19 protein-coding genes are annotated in these 17955 nt (G+C 57.3%); all 19 read right to left on the bottom strand.

The window, feature by feature from the left end; translation table 11 throughout:
- Positions 1-10: 10 nt before the first annotated feature.
- Positions 11-1378, bottom strand: coding sequence for a bifunctional UDP-N-acetylglucosamine diphosphorylase/glucosamine-1-phosphate N-acetyltransferase GlmU (gene glmU, locus AC07XZ_RS24910; protein WP_102719539.1), 1368 nt, complete (start codon positions 1376-1378; stop codon positions 11-13).
- Positions 1379-1497: 119 nt separating this feature from the next.
- Entirely contained in the window at positions 1498-1923 is a 426-nt protein-coding gene (locus AC07XZ_RS24905; protein ID WP_007954164.1) for a F0F1 ATP synthase subunit epsilon, read from the bottom strand.
- 45 nt (positions 1924-1968) lie between these two features.
- Positions 1969-3345: a F0F1 ATP synthase subunit beta gene (gene atpD / locus AC07XZ_RS24900; protein WP_007954162.1), complete on the bottom strand. Its 1377-nt coding sequence runs from the start codon at positions 3343-3345 to the stop codon at positions 1969-1971.
- A gap of 27 nt (positions 3346-3372) precedes the next feature.
- On the bottom strand, positions 3373-4233 hold the full coding sequence (atpG, locus tag AC07XZ_RS24895) for a F0F1 ATP synthase subunit gamma (RefSeq protein ID WP_007954161.1): 861 nt from the start codon (positions 4231-4233) through the stop codon (positions 3373-3375).
- Positions 4234-4283: 50 nt separating this feature from the next.
- Complete coding sequence (gene atpA, locus AC07XZ_RS24890; RefSeq protein ID WP_041073579.1) at positions 4284-5828, bottom strand: F0F1 ATP synthase subunit alpha; 1545 nt, start codon at positions 5826-5828, stop codon at positions 4284-4286.
- A 21-nt stretch (positions 5829-5849) separates the two neighbouring features.
- Complete coding sequence (locus AC07XZ_RS24885) at positions 5850-6386, bottom strand: F0F1 ATP synthase subunit delta (RefSeq protein ID WP_011336717.1); 537 nt, start codon at positions 6384-6386, stop codon at positions 5850-5852.
- A 12-nt stretch (positions 6387-6398) separates the two neighbouring features.
- Positions 6399-6869 carry a F0F1 ATP synthase subunit B gene (locus AC07XZ_RS24880; protein WP_011336718.1) on the bottom strand — a complete coding sequence of 157 codons (471 nt, stop codon included), beginning with the start codon at positions 6867-6869 and terminating at the stop codon, positions 6399-6401.
- 57 nt (positions 6870-6926) lie between these two features.
- Positions 6927-7184: a F0F1 ATP synthase subunit C gene (atpE, locus tag AC07XZ_RS24875; protein ID WP_003097235.1), complete on the bottom strand. Its 258-nt coding sequence runs from the start codon at positions 7182-7184 to the stop codon at positions 6927-6929.
- A 134-nt stretch (positions 7185-7318) separates the two neighbouring features.
- Positions 7319-8188: a F0F1 ATP synthase subunit A gene (gene atpB / locus AC07XZ_RS24870; protein ID WP_007954148.1), complete on the bottom strand. Its 870-nt coding sequence runs from the start codon at positions 8186-8188 to the stop codon at positions 7319-7321.
- Between the two features lie 16 nt (positions 8189-8204).
- Positions 8205-8612, bottom strand: coding sequence for a F0F1 ATP synthase subunit I (locus AC07XZ_RS24865; RefSeq protein WP_003229783.1), 408 nt, complete (start codon positions 8610-8612; stop codon positions 8205-8207).
- 148 nt (positions 8613-8760) lie between these two features.
- Positions 8761-9633: a ParB/RepB/Spo0J family partition protein gene (locus AC07XZ_RS24860; protein ID WP_064600630.1), complete on the bottom strand. Its 873-nt coding sequence runs from the start codon at positions 9631-9633 to the stop codon at positions 8761-8763.
- A 9-nt stretch (positions 9634-9642) separates the two neighbouring features.
- Entirely contained in the window at positions 9643-10440 is a 798-nt protein-coding gene (locus tag AC07XZ_RS24855; protein WP_102687912.1) for a ParA family protein, read from the bottom strand.
- A gap of 18 nt (positions 10441-10458) precedes the next feature.
- Positions 10459-11103, bottom strand: coding sequence for a 16S rRNA (guanine(527)-N(7))-methyltransferase RsmG (gene rsmG, locus AC07XZ_RS24850; protein WP_102687911.1), 645 nt, complete (start codon positions 11101-11103; stop codon positions 10459-10461).
- On the bottom strand, positions 11100-12998 hold the full coding sequence (gene mnmG / locus AC07XZ_RS24845) for a tRNA uridine-5-carboxymethylaminomethyl(34) synthesis enzyme MnmG (RefSeq protein ID WP_102687910.1): 1899 nt from the start codon (positions 12996-12998) through the stop codon (positions 11100-11102). Before mnmG ends, rsmG begins: the two co-directional genes overlap by 4 nt.
- Before the next feature lie 551 nt (positions 12999-13549).
- Positions 13550-14920, bottom strand: coding sequence for a tRNA uridine-5-carboxymethylaminomethyl(34) synthesis GTPase MnmE (mnmE, locus tag AC07XZ_RS24840; RefSeq protein WP_102687909.1), 1371 nt, complete (start codon positions 14918-14920; stop codon positions 13550-13552).
- An 81-nt stretch (positions 14921-15001) separates the two neighbouring features.
- The gene (gene yidC / locus AC07XZ_RS24835; protein ID WP_102687908.1) at positions 15002-16684 is read right to left on the bottom strand and encodes a membrane protein insertase YidC; all 1683 of its coding nucleotides are present in this window, start codon (positions 16682-16684) and stop codon (positions 15002-15004) included.
- A 2-nt stretch (positions 16685-16686) separates the two neighbouring features.
- Positions 16687-16932 carry a membrane protein insertion efficiency factor YidD gene (yidD, locus tag AC07XZ_RS24830; RefSeq protein WP_010465488.1) on the bottom strand — a complete coding sequence of 82 codons (246 nt, stop codon included), beginning with the start codon at positions 16930-16932 and terminating at the stop codon, positions 16687-16689.
- Positions 16925-17326, bottom strand: coding sequence for a ribonuclease P protein component (gene rnpA, locus AC07XZ_RS24825; RefSeq protein WP_011336726.1), 402 nt, complete (start codon positions 17324-17326; stop codon positions 16925-16927). The genes yidD and rnpA overlap by 8 nt, the downstream gene beginning before the upstream one ends.
- 16 nt (positions 17327-17342) lie before the next feature.
- On the bottom strand, positions 17343-17477 hold the full coding sequence (rpmH, locus tag AC07XZ_RS24820; protein WP_003213577.1) for a 50S ribosomal protein L34: 135 nt from the start codon (positions 17475-17477) through the stop codon (positions 17343-17345).
- Between the last annotated feature and the right edge of the window lie 478 nt (positions 17478-17955).

Here is a 17955-nt window from a genome sequence, read left to right as displayed (position 1 = left end):
TGTGGATAACTCAGCTCTTCTTGATCTTCTCAGGCCGCTTCCAGCCATCGATGTTCTTCTGCCGTGCCCGACCAACCGCCAACTGCGCGTTATCCACATTCTGGGTAATGGTCGAACCGGCCGCAGTGGTTGCACCGGCGGAGATATCCACAGGCGCTACCAGCGAGTTGTTGGAGCCGATGAATACATCTTCGCCCAACACGGTTTTCCACTTGTTGGCGCCATCGTAGTTGCAGGTGATGGTGCCGGCGCCGATATTGGTGCGCGCACCAATCTCGGCGTCACCAAGGTATGTCAGGTGTCCGGCCTTGGCGCCCTCGCCCAAGCGGGCATTTTTCAGTTCGACGAAGTTACCCACATGGGCGCGGGCCTCCAGCACAGTGCCCGGACGCAGACGGGCAAACGGGCCGGCATCGCTGCCTTCACCCAACACTGCGCCTTCAATATGACTGTTGGCCTTGATCACCACGCCTTTGCGCAGGGTGCTGTCCTTGATCACGCAGTTCGGGCCGATGACCACGTCGTCCTCAATGACGACCTTGCCTTCGAGAATCACGTTGATATCGATCAGCACGTCGCGACCGACGGTCACTTCGCCACGTACATCAAACCGGGCAGGATCGCGAAGAGTGACACCCTGAGCCATCAGGCGACGACCGGCGCGCAACTGATAATGACGCTCCAGCTCGGAAAGCTGTTTGCGATCGTTGGCGCCCTGCACTTCCATCGGGTCGTGCGGTTGTTCGGTGGCGACAGTCAGGCCGTCGTTGACTGCCATCTCGATCACGTCGGTCAAGTAATACTCGCCCTGCGCGTTGTTGTTCGACAGGCGACTCATCCAGTCCGCCAGGCGATTGGCCGGCACAGCTAGGATGCCGGTATTGCCTTCGGTGATCGCCCGTTGTGCTTCGCTGGCGTCTTTGTGCTCAACGATGGCGGCCACCTTGCCGTCGGCGTCGCGCACGATGCGGCCATAACCCGTGGGGTCGTCCAGTTCGACGGTGAGCAGACCCATTTGCCCCGGTACAACGTGCTTGAGCAGACGCTGCAAGGTCTCGACCTCGATCAACGGCACGTCACCGTAGAGAATCAGTACGGTATCGGCCGTAATGAACGGAACAGCCTGGGCCGTGGCGTGGCCGGTGCCCAGCTGCTTGTCCTGCAACACGAAGTTCAGGTCGTCTGCGGCCAGACGTTCGCGTACTACATCCGCACCATGGCCGATGACGACATGGATGCGCTGTGGATTAAGTTGACGGGCGCTGTGGATAACATGACCGAGCATGGAGTCGCCGGCAATCGGGTGCAGCACTTTTGGCAGCGCGGAACGCATGCGGGTGCCTTGACCGGCCGCGAGGATAACGATTTCAAGAGACATGACTGGCTACCAATCCTGGGTGGTCAGCAACTGCGACCGGGGTTTCGGGAATTCTGAAAAGAAAAAAGGGTAGCCGAGGCTACCCTTTTTTATCAATCGCACAACAAGTGGCTGACGGATTAACCGCCAAACTTCTTGCGGATCTGCTGGACGGTGCGCAGCTGAGCTGCAGCCTCGGCCAGACGTGCGGATGCAGCTCCGTAGTCGAAATCTGCGCTCTTCTCATGCAGAGCAGCTTCGGCAGCCTTGAGAGCTGCTTGAGCCTGAGCTTCATCCAGGTCGGCGGCACGTTGCACGGTATCGGCAAGCACCTTGACCATGTTCGGCTGAACCTCGAGGAAACCACCGGAGATGTAGAACACCTCGGCTTCCCCGCCTTGCTTGATCAGGCGGATCGGACCTGGCTTCAGATTAGTGATCAGCGGCGCGTGGCCCAGAGCGATACCAAGATCACCCAGAGCACCGTGCGCAATCACCATCTCGACCAGGCCGGAAAAGATTTCTCCTTCCGCGCTGACGATGTCGCAATGGACTGTCATAGCCATCTGATTGCCTCAACCTAAATTAGCGCCCGTTGCCGGGCGCCTGGATTACAGTTTCTTGGCTTTCTCGATCGCTTCTTCGATGCCGCCGACCATGTAGAACGCTTGTTCTGGCAGGTGGTCGTAGTCACCGTTGAGGATGCCTTTGAAGCCAGCAATGGTGTCTTTCAGGGAAACGTATTTACCCGAAGCACCGGTGAAGACTTCAGCCACGAAGAACGGCTGCGACAAGAAGCGCTGGATCTTACGAGCACGGTTTACCAACTGCTTGTCGGCTTCCGACAGCTCGTCCATACCCAGGATCGCGATGATGTCCTTCAGCTCTTTGTAACGCTGCAGCACGTACTGAACACCACGAGCGGTCTCGTAGTGATCGTTGCCGATCACGTTCGGGTCCAGCTGACGCGAAGTCGAGTCCAGTGGGTCTACCGCCGGGTAGATACCCAGGGAAGCGATGTCACGGGACAGAACGACGGTGGCGTCCAGGTGAGCAAACGTGGTCGCTGGCGACGGGTCAGTCAAGTCGTCCGCTGGTACGTATACGGCCTGGATCGAAGTAATCGAACCTTGCTTGGTCGAAGTGATGCGCTCTTGCAGCACGCCCATCTCTTCTGCCAGGGTCGGCTGGTAACCTACTGCCGAAGGCATACGGCCCAGCAGTGCGGATACTTCGGTACCGGCCAGGGTGTAACGATAGATGTTGTCGACGAACAACAGAACGTCGTTACCTTCGTCACGGAACTTCTCGGCCATGGTCAGACCGGTCAGCGCTACGCGCAGACGGTTTCCCGGTGGCTCGTTCATCTGACCGTAGACCAGGGCTACCTTGTCGAGAACGTTGGAGTCCTTCATCTCGTGGTAGAAGTCGTTACCCTCACGAGTACGCTCACCCACACCGGCGAACACGGAATAACCGCTGTGCTCGATGGCGATGTTACGGATCAGTTCCATCATGTTTACGGTCTTGCCTACACCGGCACCACCGAACAGACCGACTTTACCGCCCTTGGCGAACGGGCAAACCAGGTCGATAACCTTGATGCCTGTTTCCAGCAGCTCGTTGCCACCGGCCTGTTCAGCGAAGGAAGGAGCGGCGCGGTGGATACCCCAGCGCTCTTCTTCGCCGATCGGGCCAGCTTCGTCGATCGGGTTGCCCAGTACGTCCATGATCCGGCCCAGAGTCGCTTTACCGACCGGTACGGAGATGGCTGCGCCAGTGTTGTTGACGTCCAGACCGCGCTTCAAGCCTTCGGTGGAGCCCATCGCAATGGTACGAACCACGCCGTCGCCCAGCTGCTGCTGAACTTCCAGAGTGGTTTCGGCGCCTTGAACCTTCAAGGCGTCGTAGATGCTCGGTACGCTGTCGCGTGGAAATTCCACGTCGATAACGGCGCCGATGATTTGAACGATACGTCCGCTACTCATAGCTGGATCCTCTGAATATTTGAACCGTTAAACCGCGGCAGCGCCGCCGACGATTTCCGAGATCTCTTGGGTGATCGCAGCCTGACGCGCCTTGTTGTAGATCAGCTGCAAATCGCTGATCAAATCACCGGCGTTGTCGGTAGCGTTCTTCATCGCGATCATCCGCGCAGCCTGTTCAGCCGCGTTGTTCTCGACCACCGCCTGGTACACCTGCGACTCCACGTAACGCACCATCAAGCCGTCAAGCAGCTCTTTGGCGTCTGGTTCGTAGAGGTAGTCCCAGTGGTGCTTGAGTTCCTGATCCGGGGTCGCCACCAGTGGAATCAACTGCTCCACGGTAGGCTGTTGCGTCATGGTGTTGATGAACTTGTTGGATACCACGGACAGGCGGTCAATACGGCCGTCCAGGTAGGCATCCAGCATCACCTTGACGCTGCCGATCAGATCATTGATCGACGGCTCTTCACCCAGGTGGCTGATAGCTGCAACGACGTTACCGCCGAAGTTGCGGAAAAAGGCCGCCCCCTTGCTACCAACGACACACAGATCGATCTCGACGCCGTTTTCGCGGTTTACCGCCATGTCCTTGACCAGGGCCTTGAACAGGTTGGTGTTCAAGCCGCCGCACAGACCACGGTCACTGCTCACGACGACATAACCGACGCGCTTTACTTCGCGATCGATCATGAACGGGTGGCGGTATTCCGGGTTGGCGTTGGCCAGATGCCCAATTACCTGGCGGATACGCTCCGCATAAGGACGGCTAGCAGCCATGCGCATTTGTGCCTTGCGCATTTTGCTGACCGCCACTTTTTCCATGGCGCTGGTAATTTTTTGCGTGCTTTTGATGCTCGCAATCTTACTGCGAATCTCTTTTGCGCCTGCCATGTAACACCTATCAGGTTAGCAAGCGGGAGCCTTGCGGCTCCCGCTGCGGCTTACCAGGTTTGGGTGGCCTTGAACTTCTCGATACCAGCCTTCAGGCCAGCGTCGATTTCGTCATTGAAGTCACCTTTAACGTTGATCTTCGCCATCAAGTCGGCGTGATCGCGGTTGAAGAAAGCAATCAGCGCTTGTTCGAAGCTGCCGATCTTGGCGATTTCAATGTCAGTCAGGAACCCACGCTCAGCGGCATACAGCGACAGCGCCATGTCAGCGATCGACATCGGTGCGTATTGCTTCTGCTTCATCAGCTCGGTAACGCGCTGACCATGCTCAAGTTGCTTGCGGGTCGCTTCGTCCAGGTCAGAAGCGAACTGGGCGAATGCCGCCAGTTCACGGTACTGAGCCAGAGCGGTACGGATACCACCGGACAGCTTCTTGATGATCTTGGTCTGAGCGGCACCACCCACACGGGATACCGAAACACCGGCGTTCACTGCAGGGCGGATGCCCGAGTTGAACATGGCCGATTCCAGGAAGATCTGACCGTCGGTGATGGAAATCACGTTGGTCGGAACAAACGCGGAAACGTCGCCAGCCTGGGTTTCGATGATCGGCAGTGCGGTCAGGGAACCGGTTTTGCCGGTCACTGCGCCGTTGGTGAACTTCTCTACGTACTCTTCCGAAACGCGGGATGCGCGCTCCAGCAGACGGGAGTGGAGATAGAACACGTCGCCTGGGTAAGCTTCACGGCCTGGTGGACGGCGCAGCAGCAGGGAAATCTGGCGGTAAGCCACTGCTTGCTTGGACAGATCGTCATAAACGATCAGCGCGTCTTCACCGCGGTCGCGGAAGAATTCACCCATGGTGCAACCGGAGTACGGAGCCAGGAATTGCAGTGCTGCAGATTCCGAAGCGCTCGCTGCAACGATGATGGTGTTAGCCAGTGCACCGTTTTCTTCCAGCTTGCGAACCACGTTGGCGATGGTCGATTGCTTCTGACCGATTGCCACGTAGACGCAGAAAATGCCGCTGTCTTTCTGGTTGATGATCGCGTCGATCGCCAGAGCGGTTTTACCGATCTGACGGTCACCGATGATCAGCTCACGCTGGCCACGGCCGACAGGGATCATGGCATCGACAGCCTTGTAGCCAGTCTGTACAGGCTGGTCTACCGACTTACGCCAGATCACGCCCGGAGCAACTTTCTCGACCGCGTCGGTCTCGGTGTTGCCCAGTGGACCTTTGCCGTCAACAGGGTTACCCAGTGCGTCGACAACGCGACCCAGCAGTTCCTTACCAACCGGAACTTCGAGGATGCGGCCGGTGCACTTGGCGCTCATGCCTTCAGCCAGACTGGTGTATGCGCCCAGTACAACGGCACCTACGGAGTCTTGCTCCAGGTTGAGGGCCATACCGTAGACGCCGCCCGGAAACTCGATCATCTCGCCGTACATGACGTCGGCCAGACCGTGAATCCGCACGATACCGTCAGATACGCTGACGACAGTGCCTTCGTTACGGGCTTGGGAGGTCACATCGAGCTTTTCGATGCGGCCCTTGATAATTTCACTTATTTCGGAAGGATTGAGTTGCTGCATTGCTCTGCTGCCCCTTCAAACTCAAGATTTCAATGCTTCGGCAAGTTTCGCGATTTTGCCGCGAATCGAGCCATCGATAACCAGGTCGCCGGCGCGGATGACCACCCCCCCGATAAGGGAGCTGTCTTCCTCGACTTGCAGGCGCACTTCCCGGTTGAGTCGTGCACTGAGAACCTTGGCGAGTTTGTCTTGCTGTTCTTGGTTCAATGCAAAAGCACTGGTCACTTCAACGTCTACCGATTTCTCTTGCTCGGCCTTGTACAGGTCAAACAGAGCGGCGATCTCCGGCAGAAGCGGGAGACGGTCGTTTTCGGCAACGACATTGATGAAGTTCTGTGCCTTGGCATCAAACTTGTCGCCGCACACGTCAATGAACGTGGCGGCCTTTTCTGCGCTCGTCAGTCGCGGGGCCTTGAGCACGCGCTGCATGGTGTCATCTTGTGACACCGCTGCTGCCAGGCCGAGCATGGCTGACCAATTGGCCAGTTGCTGGTGGGCCTGAGCGTGCTCGAAGGCCGCCTTAGCGTAAGGTCGGGCCAACGTGGTCAGTTCTGCCATGATCGCCCTCGCTTAGATTTCAGCAGCCAGTTGGTTAACCAGCTCTGCGTGCGCGTTTTGATCGATTGTGGCACCCAGGATCTTCTCGGCGCCGCCGACAGCCAGCAAGCCCACTTGGGCGCGCAGCTTGTCTTTGACGCTGTTCAGTTCCTGTTCGATCTCGGCTTGAGCCTGAACCTTCACACGGTCAGCGTCGATGCGGGCCTTTTCAACGGCCTCTTCGACAATCTGGTTACCGCGTTTCTTGGCTTGCTCGATGATTTCAGCTGCCTGAGCTTTCGCTTCGCGCAGTTGCTGACCCGCTTTTTCTTGGGCCAACTCCAGGTCGCGAGCTGCACGGCTGGCAGCGTCCAGACCATCAGCGATCTTCTTTTGACGTTCGTGCAGAGCTGCGATGACCGGAGGCCATACGAACTTCATGCAGAACAGTACAAAAATCAGGAACGCAACGGACTGGCCAATCAGGGTCGCATTAATGTTCACGCCAACACCTCGCAGTTACGTTGTCCATCACACCAAATCACTCGGAGATCCGAATGATTAGCCAGCGATCTGACCAACGAACGGGTTCGCAAAGGTGAAGAACAGAGCGATACCAACACCGATCATGGTTACGGCGTCGAGCAGACCGGCAACGATGAACATTTTAACTTGCAGCATTGGAACCATTTCTGGCTGACGCGCTGCGCCTTCCAGGAACTTGCCGCCCAGCAGGCCGAAACCAATTGCGGTACCCAGTGCGCCCAGGCCGATCAACAGTGCAACAGCGATAGCGGTTAGACCAACTACAGTTTCCATCTTTCCTCCCGACTTTTACGTCGTATGGTTTAGGTTTTTTAGATTAAAGCGGTAAAACAAATCGTTTCATGGTGCCCCGTGAGGAGCCCCTTCCCGTTTGACCGGGAAGGACATCAGACTAGTCGAGACTGGTCTTAATGGTTTTCTTCGTGCGCCATCGACAGGTAGACGATGGTCAGCATCATGAAGATGAACGCCTGCAGGGTGATGATCAGGATGTGGAACACAGCCCACGCCCACTGCAGGACAACACCCAGGCCGCTCAGCCAGAGCAGGCCGCTGCCGAACATCACAGCGATCAGGATGAACACCAGCTCGCCGGCATACATGTTGCCGAACAGACGCAGAGCCAGAGAGATCGGTTTGGCGATCAGGGTCACGAATTCCAGCAGGAAGTTCACCGGGATCAGCAGGGCCTGAACGAAGATGTTCTTGCTGCCGAACGGGTGCAGGGTCAGCTCGCCGATGAAGCCGCCGAGGCCCTTGACCTTGATGCTATAGAAAATGATCAGTGCGAAAACCGAGAACGCCATGCCCAGGGTCGCGTTCGGGTCGGTGGTCGACACGGCGCGGAACGGGATGTGGTGGTCGCCGGAGATCAGGATGGCCAGCTGAGGAATCCAGTCGACCGGTACCAAGTCGACGGCGTTCATCAGGAACACCCAGACGAAGATGGTCAGTGCCAGCGGTGCGATCACCGGGCTACGGCCATGGAAGCTGTCTTTCACGCTGCCATCGACGAATTCGACCAGGACTTCAACGAAGTTCTGCAATGCACCCGGCTGACCGGAAGTCGCCTTCTTGGCCGCCATGCGGAAAAGAAGAACGAAGATCAGACCCAGCGCGACCGACCAGCCGAGGGTATCGACGTGGAAAGCCCAGAAGCCCATTTCCTTGGCCTCTGCTGCGGTGTGGGCAAAGCCCCAGCCGCCGTTGGGTAGCTGACCGAAGGTCAGGTTCTGCAAGTGGTGCTGGATATAGCCCGAAGCGGTTGTTTCTGCCATGGTTGCCTCAAACGCCCTAAGGTCTCGAAAGTCTTGTTCTCATCAGCAGGGGAGCGAACCAGCTGACCGACTGAGTCAGCACGAAGGCGCCGAATACAGCGATCGGCGCCAGTGGCTTCACACCTGCAAACACCAGTGCAAACAGCACTGCCGTCAAAATCAGTTTGCCTGCCTCGCCGGCATAGAAAGACCGGACGATGGACTGGGCTGCTCGGGCGCCGGAAAACCGAAATGCCTTGTGAGCGAAATAAACATTGGGCAGCAAGGCTATCAGGCCTCCGCAAAGTCCCGAGTATCCGGCAACGACTCCGTGCCATTGCCAGAGCGCCAAAGCGGCAATGAGCAAAATGACAAATTGAGCCATCAACACCGGAAAAACCGCCAGGCGATGGAACGGCAGGCGGTTTGGCTTGCGGGTTTCCATCACTATTGCTCTCCAATGGTCGGCTGCCGAAATTCAATAACTTGGCATAATTTGTGCCGACAAAATGCGCGCAGAGTATAGGGGCGGTTCTGCCCCTATTCAACTGTCAGGTAGTGATTTCCGACTGCGCGCTACAAGAGGAATTGTTTCAGCGGATGTGTGCGAGCACACCTTGAAGCTCGTCGAGGGAGTTGTAACCGATCACCAACTGACCCTTTCCCTTCTTGCCGTGGCGGATCTGCACCGCAGAGCCTAGGCGCTCGGCCAGACGTTGCTCGAGCCGGGCGATATCCGGGTCGGGTTTGGACGGTTCGACCGGCTCCGGTTTGCCACTCAACCACTGACGAACCAGTGCCTCGGTTTGGCGCACGGTGAGGCCGCGTGCGACAACATGTCGCGCCCCTTCCACCTGCTGATTGTCCGGCAGACCGAGCAATGCACGGGCATGACCCATTTCCAGGTCACCGTGGGACAGCATGGTCTTGATGACTTCCGGCAATGCAATCAGGCGCAACAGGTTGGCTACCGTGACCCGGGACTTACCCACAGCCTCGGCGACCTGTTGCTGGGTGAGCTGGAATTCCTGCTGCAAGCGCTGCAGGGCCACCGCTTCTTCAATCGGGTTCAGGTCTTCGCGCTGGATGTTCTCGATCAGCGCGATGGCGATCGCGGTTTCATCCGGCACGTCGCGGACCATCGCAGGAATGGTTTCCTGGCCGGCCTGCTGACTGGCGCGCCAGCGGCGCTCGCCGGCGATGATTTCAAAACGACCACCGCCAATCGGGCGAACCACGATCGGCTGCATCACGCCCTGGGCCTTGATCGACTGCGCCAGCTCTTCCAGCGCCTGCGGATCCATGTCCCGGCGTGGCTGATACTTGCCGCGCTGCAGCAAGTCCAACGGCAGGTGCTGCAACTCACGGCTGTCAGCCTGCGCCGCTTGTTCTTCCAGCGAGCTGACAGTCGGACCGCTCAGCAGTGCATCCAGTCCTCGTCCGAGACCTCGTTTCTTGACGGCCATGGGGATTCCTTAAGTTGGCTGGGCAGCGGCGATGCGTGAATTTTTGCGCTGACGGCGAACCATCTCGCCCGCCAGGGCCAGATAGGCCAGCGCGCCACGCGATTGCTTGTCGTAGGCCAGCGCCGGCATGCCGTAGCTCGGGGCTTCAGCCAGTCGGATGTTGCGCGGGATCACCGTGTCGTACAGCTGATCACCGAAGTGTTCCTTGAGCTGGGCCGATACATCGTTCATCAGGCTCAGGCGCGGGTCATACATGGTCCGCAGCAGGCCTTCGACTTTCAGGTTCGGGTTCAGCAGTTTGGCGATGCGCTTGATGTTATCCACAAGGTCGCTCAAACCTTCGAGCGCAAAGTATTCGCACTGCATGGGGATAATCACCCCGTCAGCAGCGACCAGTGCGTTCAGTGTGAGCATCGACAGCGACGGCGGGCAGTCGATCAGGATGTAATCGTAGTTTTCACGAATCGGCGCCAGCGCGCTGCGCAGGCGACTTTCCTTCATCTGCATTTCCAGCAGCACCACTTCGGCCGCCGTCAGGTCGCGGTTGGCCGGCAGCAGTTGATAACCGCCGTGTTCGGAGTAGTGCATGGCCTGGGCCAGATCGCATTCGCCGATCAGCAGGTCGTAGACCGAGTTTTCCAGGCCATGTTTATCCACACCGCTACCCATGGTGGCGTTGCCCTGTGGATCGAGATCGATCAACAGCACCCGGCGCTTGGTCGCGACCAGGGATGCTGCGAGGTTGATGCAGGTGGTGGTCTTGCCCACACCACCCTTCTGGTTCGCTATCGCGAATACCTTAGCCATTCTTGCTTGTGTTCCCAATCATGCCGTGCGGCGCAGTATCAGCAGATGGCGTTGGCCTTGGCAACCGGGTACGGCCAGGGCGTGTTCGCTATCGAGTTTGAAGTCTGCCGGCAATGCTACCAGCTCATCGGCCGGATGGACGCCCTTCATTGCCAGCCAGCGCGTATCGGCGTCGCCGAGGTGGCGAGTCCAGTTGGTGAAGTTCTCCATGCTGCTGAAGGCCCGGGAAATGATCCCGTTGAACGGCTGTGCAGGCTGGAATGCTTCGACGCGGCTGTGGATAACTTGGAGGTTATCCAGTTTGAGTTCGAGTTTGACCTGAGTCAGGAAGCGCGTTTTCTTGCCGTTGCTGTCCAGGCAGGTCACTTGCGAGTCCGGATAAAGGATTGCCAAAGGGATCCCCGGCATGCCGCCGCCGCTGCCGACATCCAGCCAGCGACAGTTTTCGATGAACGACATCACGCTGAGACTATCGAGCAGGTGACGGGAAACCATTTCGTCCGGATCGCGAACGGCGGTCAGGTTGTAGGCCTGGTTCCATTTGATCAACAGGGCCAGATAACCCAGCAGCAATTCGTGCTGGGTTTCAGTGAGATTGACACCGAGCTCGCGGGCTCCTGTGGATAACTCTTCGGCGTGTTGCGAAGTGACCTTAGAACTCAAGCGCTTTGCTCCAACTGACGGCCCGCGCCGCGTTTTTTCAAATGAATCATCAACAGCGAAATCGCCGCCGGAGTCACACCGGGGATCCGCGAAGCCTGGCCAAGCGTCTCGGGACGCGTGGCGCCCAGCTTGCTCTGGATCTCCTTGGAGAGACCGGAAATGTTGGTGTAATCGATATCCACAGGCAGCTTCGTGTCTTCACTGGCGCGCAGACGGGCGATTTCGTCCTGTTGACGGTCGATGTAACCGGCGTATTTGGTCTTGATCTCGACTTGTTCGGCGACCTGTGGATCTTCGGCGCCCTGCCCGGTCACTTCGACCAGACCAGCGTAGTCGATTTCCGGACGGCTCAAGAGATTGAGCAGGTTGTATTCGTGAGTCAGCGGCGTACCGAATTTCTTGGCAATCGCATCGCCCTGCGGAGTGCCCGGGCGAACCCAGGTGCTTTTCAGACGCTGCTCTTCGAGTTCGATGCTTTCGCGTTTCTTGCAGAACGCCGCCCAGCGCGCGTCATCGACCAGACCCAGTTCGCGACCTTTTTCGGTCAGACGCAGGTCCGCGTTGTCCTCACGCAGGATCAGGCGGTACTCGGCACGGGAAGTGAACATGCGGTACGGCTCTTGGGTACCGAGGGTGATCAGGTCGTCGACCAATACCCCGATGTACGCCTCATCACGACGCGGGCACCAGGCTTCTTTGCCTTTCGCGCGCAGTGCGGCGTTCGCGCCAGCCAGCAAACCCTGGGCGCCGGCTTCTTCGTAACCGGTGGTGCCGTTGATCTGGCCAGCGAAGAACAGACCGCCGATGACTTTGGTTTCGAGGCTGTACTTCAGGTCGCGCGGATCGAAGTAGTCGTACTCGATTGCATAACCCGGACGCACGATGTGCGCGTTTTCCATGCCGCGGATCGATTGCACGATCTGCAATTGCACGTCGAACGGCAGGCTTGTGGATATCCCGTTCGGATAAAGCTCATGGGTGGTCAGGCCTTCCGGCTCGATGAACACCTGATGGCTTTCCTTGTCGGCAAAGCGGTGAATCTTGTCTTCGATCGACGGGCAATAACGCGGGCCGATGCCTTCGATTTCGCCGGCAGCGGAATACATCGGCGAACGATCAAGGTTTGCGGCAATGATTTCGTGGGTGCGGGCGTTGGTGTGGGTGATCCAGCAACTGACTTGCCGTGGATGTTGTTCCTTGTTGCCCATGAACGACATCACCGGGATCGGCGTATCGCCTGGCTGCTCGGTCATCACCGAGAAATCCACCGACTTGCCGTCGATACGCGGTGGCGTACCGGTTTTCAGGCGACCGACACGCAGCGGCAGTTCACGCAGACGATGCGCCAGGGCGATCGATGGTGGATCACCGGCGCGACCACCGGAAAAATTCTGCAAGCCGATGTGGATAAGTCCGCCCAGGAACGTACCGGTGGTCAACACCACGGAATCGGCGAAGAAACGCAGACCCATTTGCGTGACGACACCGCGTACTTGTTCCTGCTCGACGATCAGGTCGTCAGCAGCTTGTTGAAATATCCACAGGTTCGGCTGGTTTTCCAGAATTTCGCGGACAGCGGCCTTGTACAAAATCCGGTCGGCTTGCGCACGGGTTGCACGTACGGCTGGGCCTTTGCGGCTGTTCAACACGCGAAACTGGATACCGCCCAGATCGGTGGCCATGGCCATCGCGCCGCCGAGGGCGTCGATTTCCTTGACCAGATGGCTTTTGCCAATGCCGCCAATGGCCGGGTTGCAACTCATGGCACCGAGGGTTTCCACGTTGTGCGTCAGCAGAAGGGTTTTTGCACCCATGCGTGCTGAGGCCAGTGCTGCCTCGGTACCGGCATGACCGCCGCCGATGACGATCACTTCAAAACGGGAAGGGAAATCCACCACGCACCTCGTGCCTGCTTAAGTAGGTAATTCAGGAATAGTTTGAGATCAGGTTTCTGGACCTGGTCGGCAAGTATAGGGACTTCGCCCTTCCTAAAGAACCCTTTGCACAAAATTTAACCAGCTGTGGAGAACTCGCGGTTAAAAGAATAAAAAAGAGAGAAATTTATAAAACCTTTGTTTTAAAGCTTATTCTTACTGCCCATGGTTTCTGTGGATAGATTTCTGCAGGCCTTTATTTTCAATGTGTACAGAGATTCAAAACCCTGTGGCCATGTCGCCATGAGGCCCTTGGATAACCGGTGTAAGCCTGTGGATGAATGAGGTGGTTATCCACAGTGGCAGTTATGTTCAGTTTTCAGGCCCTGTTATCAACTGCCCTCAGCGGCAGTTATTCACAGGGCTTAATCCACAGAAATCGGACGAATGAAGGAATCGCGGACACGGGAAATCCGCTCAGGAACAGAAATCTGTCCGGCACTGGAGGAAGGAAAAACGAGGAAGGAGGACAGACAGGTCGCGAACGGACCTGTCTGTGGACAACGGGAGGTTTATTTACCGATGCAGAAGCTGGAAAAGATCCGTCCCAGCAGATCATCGGAGCTGAAGGCGCCGGTGATTTCCCCGAGAGACTGCTGGGCCTGACGCAGGTCTTCGGCCAACAGCTCACCAGCACCCGCCAAGGTCAGTTGGGCACGTCCATGTGCCAGGGCATCACTGGCATGACGCAGGGCTTCGAGGTGCCGGCGGCGTGCGCTGAAGCTGCTTTCCGATGTTTGTTCGTAGCCCATGCAGGCTTTGAGGTGATCACGTAGCAGGTCCAGACCTTCACCGGCAGACTTGGCGCTCAGGCTGATCGTCACGTGGCCATCGTCACTGACTTCCAGGGCAATGGGTTCACCGGTGAGATCAGCCTTGTTACGAATCAGAGTGACCTTCGCCGGATCTGGCCGGGTTTCAAGGAATTCCGGCCACAAGGCGAACGGATCGGCGGCCTCTGGCGCAGTGGCATCGACGACCAGCAGCACTCGGTCAGCTTCGCCTATGGCTTTCAACGCTCGTTCAACGCCGATCTTTTCCACATGGTCATCGGTATCACGCAGACCGGCGGTGTCCACAACATGCAGCGGCATGCCGTCGATGTGGATATGTTCACGCAGGATATCCCGAGTGGTGCCGGCGATTTCGGTCACGATCGCGGCTTCACGACCGGCCAGTGCGTTCAGCAGGCTGGATTTGCCGGCATTCGGACGACCGGCAATCACCACGGTCATGCCGTCACGCAGTAACGCACCCTGCCCGGCTTCGCGCAATACGGTGGATAACTCGTTACGAACCTTGTCGAGCATGCTCAGCACATGGCCGTCGGCGAGGAAGTCGATTTCTTCTTCCGGGAAGTCGATCGCCGCTTCGACATAGATCCGCAGGCCGATCAGCTGTTCGGTGAGGTTATGCACACGTTGGGAGAAGGCCCCTTGCAAGGAGCGCAAGGCATTGCGCGCGGCCTGTGCAGAACTGGCTTCGATCAGATCGGCGATGGCCTCGGCCTGCGCCAGATCCAGTTTGTCGTTGAGGAACGCTCTTTCGCTGAACTCACCGGGACGAGCCAGACGGCAGCCCAGTTCCAGACAACGCTTTAGCAACATGTCGAGGACGATCGGGCCACCGTGGCCCTGCAGTTCCAATACGTCTTCGCCGGTGAACGAGTTCGGCCCGGGGAAATACAGCGCCAGACCTTCATCCAGCACCTGTTGATCGTCACTGAAGAACGGGCCGTAGTGGGCAAACCGTGGTTTCAGCTCGCGGCCGCTGATGGCTTTGGCCGCAACGCTGGCCAGCGGCCCGGAAATTCGAACGATGCCCACGCCGCCACGGCCCTGGGCGGTAGCGACGGCTGCGATGGTTTCACGAGGTGCGCTCATAAACCGGTATCCAGACAAAAATGGCAGATAGCAAAACGCCCCACTAGGGGGCGTTTTGAGTGGTGTTATCCACAGAGTAAGTTACGCCTCGGCTTTTTTCGTCGCCGCTTCGATCTTACGCGTGATGTACCACTGTTGGGCAATCGACAGGCAGTTGTTCACAACCCAGTACAGCACCAGACCCGCCGGGAACCACAGGAAGAAGAAGGTGAAGATGATTGGCATCATTTTCATCACCTTGGCCTGCATCGGATCCGGAGGTGTAGGGTTCAGACGCTGCTGGATGAACATGGTCGCACCCATGATGATCGGCAGGATGAAGAACGGATCCTTGATCGACAGGTCGGTAATCCACAGCATGAACGGCGCCTGGCGCATTTCCACGCTTTCCAGCAGAACCCAGTACAGGGAAAGGAAAACCGGCATCTGCACCAGGATCGGCAAGCAGCCGCCCAGCGGATTGATCTTCTCTTTCTTGTACAGCTCCATCATGGCTTGCGACATTTTCTGCCGGTCATCGCCATGTTGCTCTTTCAGTGCAGCCAGTTTCGGAGCCACGGCGCGCATGCGGGCCATCGACTTGTAGCTGGCGGCCGACAGAGGGAAGAAGATCCCTTTGATCAGCATGGTCAGGAAGATGATCGACCAGCCCCAGTTGCCGACGATGCTGTGGATATGTTGCAGCAGCCAGAAGATTGGCTGGGCAATGAACCACAGAATGCCGTAGTCGACAGTCAGTTCCAGACCTGGGGACAACTCTTTCAGCACAGCCTGGCTTTTCGGACCGGCGTACAGAACAGCGCTGGTTTCGACTTTCGCACCCGGTGCAGCGGTCAGCGAAGGACCGGTGTAACCGATGATGTAGTTGCCTTTGCTGTCTTTACGGGTCTGGACGATGTTGTTTTCGCCCTTCGGAGCAACCCATGCAGTCACGAAGTAGTGTTGCAGCCAGGCTACCCAACCACCGGTGACAGTTTCCTTGAGCTGAGCTTTGTCCATGTCCTTCATGGACACTTTCTTGTACGGCTCGGAACTTGTCCACAGGGCGGCGCCCAGGTAAGTCGCGGTACCGGTAGCAGTGGTCGACGAAGGATCAGCGCTTGCATCGCGTTTCAGCTGAGCAAACATCGAACCGGACCAAGGCTGAGCGCTCTGGTTGTCGATCAGATAGGTCACGGTCACGTCATACAGGCCACGTTTCAAGGTGAAACGCTTGATGTAATTGACGCCGTCCTTGCTGAACTTCAGGTCGACGACCAGTTGGTTCTGACCGTCAGCCAGTTGATAAGTCTTCTTCTCCGAGGAGTAGACCGGACGACCGGCCGGGTTTGCATCCGGACCGTTGGTGCCAATCAGACCGCTCTGTGCCAGATAGGTACGTTCGCCACCGTTGTCGAACAGCTGGAACGGAACGTCCGGACGATCCTGACGACGTGGATACAGCGGCAAGGTCAGCTGGGCAACATCGCCACCTTGTGGATCGATCGCGAGATCGAGCACATCGGTTTTGATCTGGATCAGATCCTTGCTGACGGCGACCGGCGTTTCGGCAGGTGCGCTGGTATCGCTTGCGGCGCGCGGAATATCGTCACTGGCAGCAGCATTATTGCCAGTGGCGGTGTCCGGCAAACCGGATGTAGTCGTACTGGAAGCAACATTCTGAGTCGGCAGGGCAGCCTGGCCATAGTCCTGGTTCCATTTAAGGACCATGACGTAGGACACGATTGCCAGGGCGACGATCAGGATCGTGCGTTTGATATCCATGATTACTCGGCCATCGAAGAAGAACGGGAGGTAGGGATAGGTGGAACCGGGTCATAACCACCGGGATTCCACGGATGACAGCGACCTAAACGACGAAAGGTCAGCCAGCCACCGCGCAGAAGGCCATGATTTTCGATGGCTTCATACGCGTAGCAAGAACAACTGGGGTAGAAACGACAGTGACTGGCCATCAGGGGACTAATGGCGTAGCGATAAAACTGGATCGGAACGAGCGCCAGTTTACGCATCTGGACTGTCTACCCCTACAGTTTCGGTTTTGACTGCTGGTACCGGCTTGTTGCGTGCCAGACGTTTCCAGAGTTTGCCGAAATGCTGAATCAATTCGGGGTTTTCTACGTCACCCAAACCTTTGCGCGCGACGATAACGATGTCCCAGCCGACCAGTGAATCCTGGTGCAGGCGAAACGATTCGCGCATAAGACGTTTGAGGCGATTGCGCTCGACGGAGAGCTTGACGCTCTTTTTCCCGATAACCAGCCCGAGACGGGGGTGATCGAGATCGTTGTTGCGCGCAAGGAGCAGGAGATTTTTCCCCGGAACCTTGCCGGTAGGGGAGTCAAAGACTGCCTTGAAATGCCGGGGAGTAAGCAGACGCTTTTCCCGACTGAAGTCCTGACTCACCTCCAGTGCCGGATTATCAAACTGCCAGACGTGCGCGGCCTTTGGCGCGACGACGCGACAGTACGGCACGACCGTTCTTGGTAGCCATGCGAGCACGGAAACCGTGGGTACGAGCGCGTTTGATAGTGCTTGGTTGGAAAGTACGTTTCATGTCGTGTTACCTGGTTCGTCCACAACGGGCCGGAATGGCCCCCGTTTTAAGAGACCGGGGATTCTAGAGAAAGCAAGCCAATAGGTCAATTTCCAACCAACGTTTCCTTATAAATAGATCTTCGGAGCCGCCAGGACCTGTTTACCCGGTTTGCCAAAGATAAAAATAAAGAAGGGAATTATTTAAAGCTTTTCTGTAAAGCTTGTAAAAGCTAGGTACACCGTTATCTGTGGATAACTGGCTCAAGGCCTTGTTTCAAGCGATGTACAGAGAATGACAACTACAGTGGAAAACCGTGTTCAGCCTGTGCTGCGCTGTCGGATAACCTGTGTGTGGAATAGGTGGTTATCCACAGGCTGGTTATCCACCGACTTTCGCCCCCAGTTGTCCAGTGTGCTCAGATAGGGTTATCCACAGAGCTTATGCACACACCGTCGGTCGCCTTTTTCGCGTTTAACGCATTGATAAATCATGTCCA

The organism is Pseudomonas sp. GW458-11-26-14-LB4, assembly GCF_059423925.1.
The sequence above is the reverse complement of the archived record's forward strand: the minus strand, read 5'-3'. Positions and strand labels throughout refer to the sequence as shown.

Bases quoted from the DNA above. Each gene is read 5' to 3' on its own strand.
- AC07XZ_RS24860 (WP_064600630.1), bottom strand. From the start codon at position 9,633: ATGGCCGTCAAGAAACGAGGTCTCGGACGAGGACTGGATGCACTGCTG.
- atpB (WP_007954148.1), bottom strand. From the start codon at position 8,188: ATGGCAGAAACAACCGCTTCGGGCTATATCCAGCACCACTTGCAGAAC.
- atpE (WP_003097235.1), bottom strand. From the start codon at position 7,184: ATGGAAACTGTAGTTGGTCTAACCGCTATCGCTGTTGCACTGTTGATC.
- atpA (WP_041073579.1), bottom strand. From the start codon at position 5,828: ATGCAGCAACTCAATCCTTCCGAAATAAGTGAAATTATCAAGGGCCGC.
- atpG (WP_007954161.1), bottom strand. From the start codon at position 4,233: ATGGCAGGCGCAAAAGAGATTCGCAGTAAGATTGCGAGCATCAAAAGC.
- atpD (WP_007954162.1), bottom strand. From the start codon at position 3,345: ATGAGTAGCGGACGTATCGTTCAAATCATCGGCGCCGTTATCGACGTG.
- AC07XZ_RS24885 (WP_011336717.1), bottom strand. From the start codon at position 6,386: ATGGCAGAACTGACCACGTTGGCCCGACCTTACGCTAAGGCGGCCTTC.
- rpmH (WP_003213577.1), bottom strand. From the start codon at position 17,477: ATGAAACGTACTTTCCAACCAAGCACTATCAAACGCGCTCGTACCCAC.
- yidC (WP_102687908.1), bottom strand. From the start codon at position 16,684: ATGGATATCAAACGCACGATCCTGATCGTCGCCCTGGCAATCGTGTCC.
- AC07XZ_RS24865 (WP_003229783.1), bottom strand. From the start codon at position 8,612: ATGGAAACCCGCAAGCCAAACCGCCTGCCGTTCCATCGCCTGGCGGTT.
- AC07XZ_RS24905 (WP_007954164.1), bottom strand. From the start codon at position 1,923: ATGGCTATGACAGTCCATTGCGACATCGTCAGCGCGGAAGGAGAAATC.
- glmU (WP_102719539.1), bottom strand. From the start codon at position 1,378: ATGTCTCTTGAAATCGTTATCCTCGCGGCCGGTCAAGGCACCCGCATG.
- AC07XZ_RS24855 (WP_102687912.1), bottom strand. From the start codon at position 10,440: ATGGCTAAGGTATTCGCGATAGCGAACCAGAAGGGTGGTGTGGGCAAG.
- mnmE (WP_102687909.1), bottom strand. From the start codon at position 14,920: ATGAGCGCACCTCGTGAAACCATCGCAGCCGTCGCTACCGCCCAGGGC.
- yidD (WP_010465488.1), bottom strand. From the start codon at position 16,932: ATGCGTAAACTGGCGCTCGTTCCGATCCAGTTTTATCGCTACGCCATT.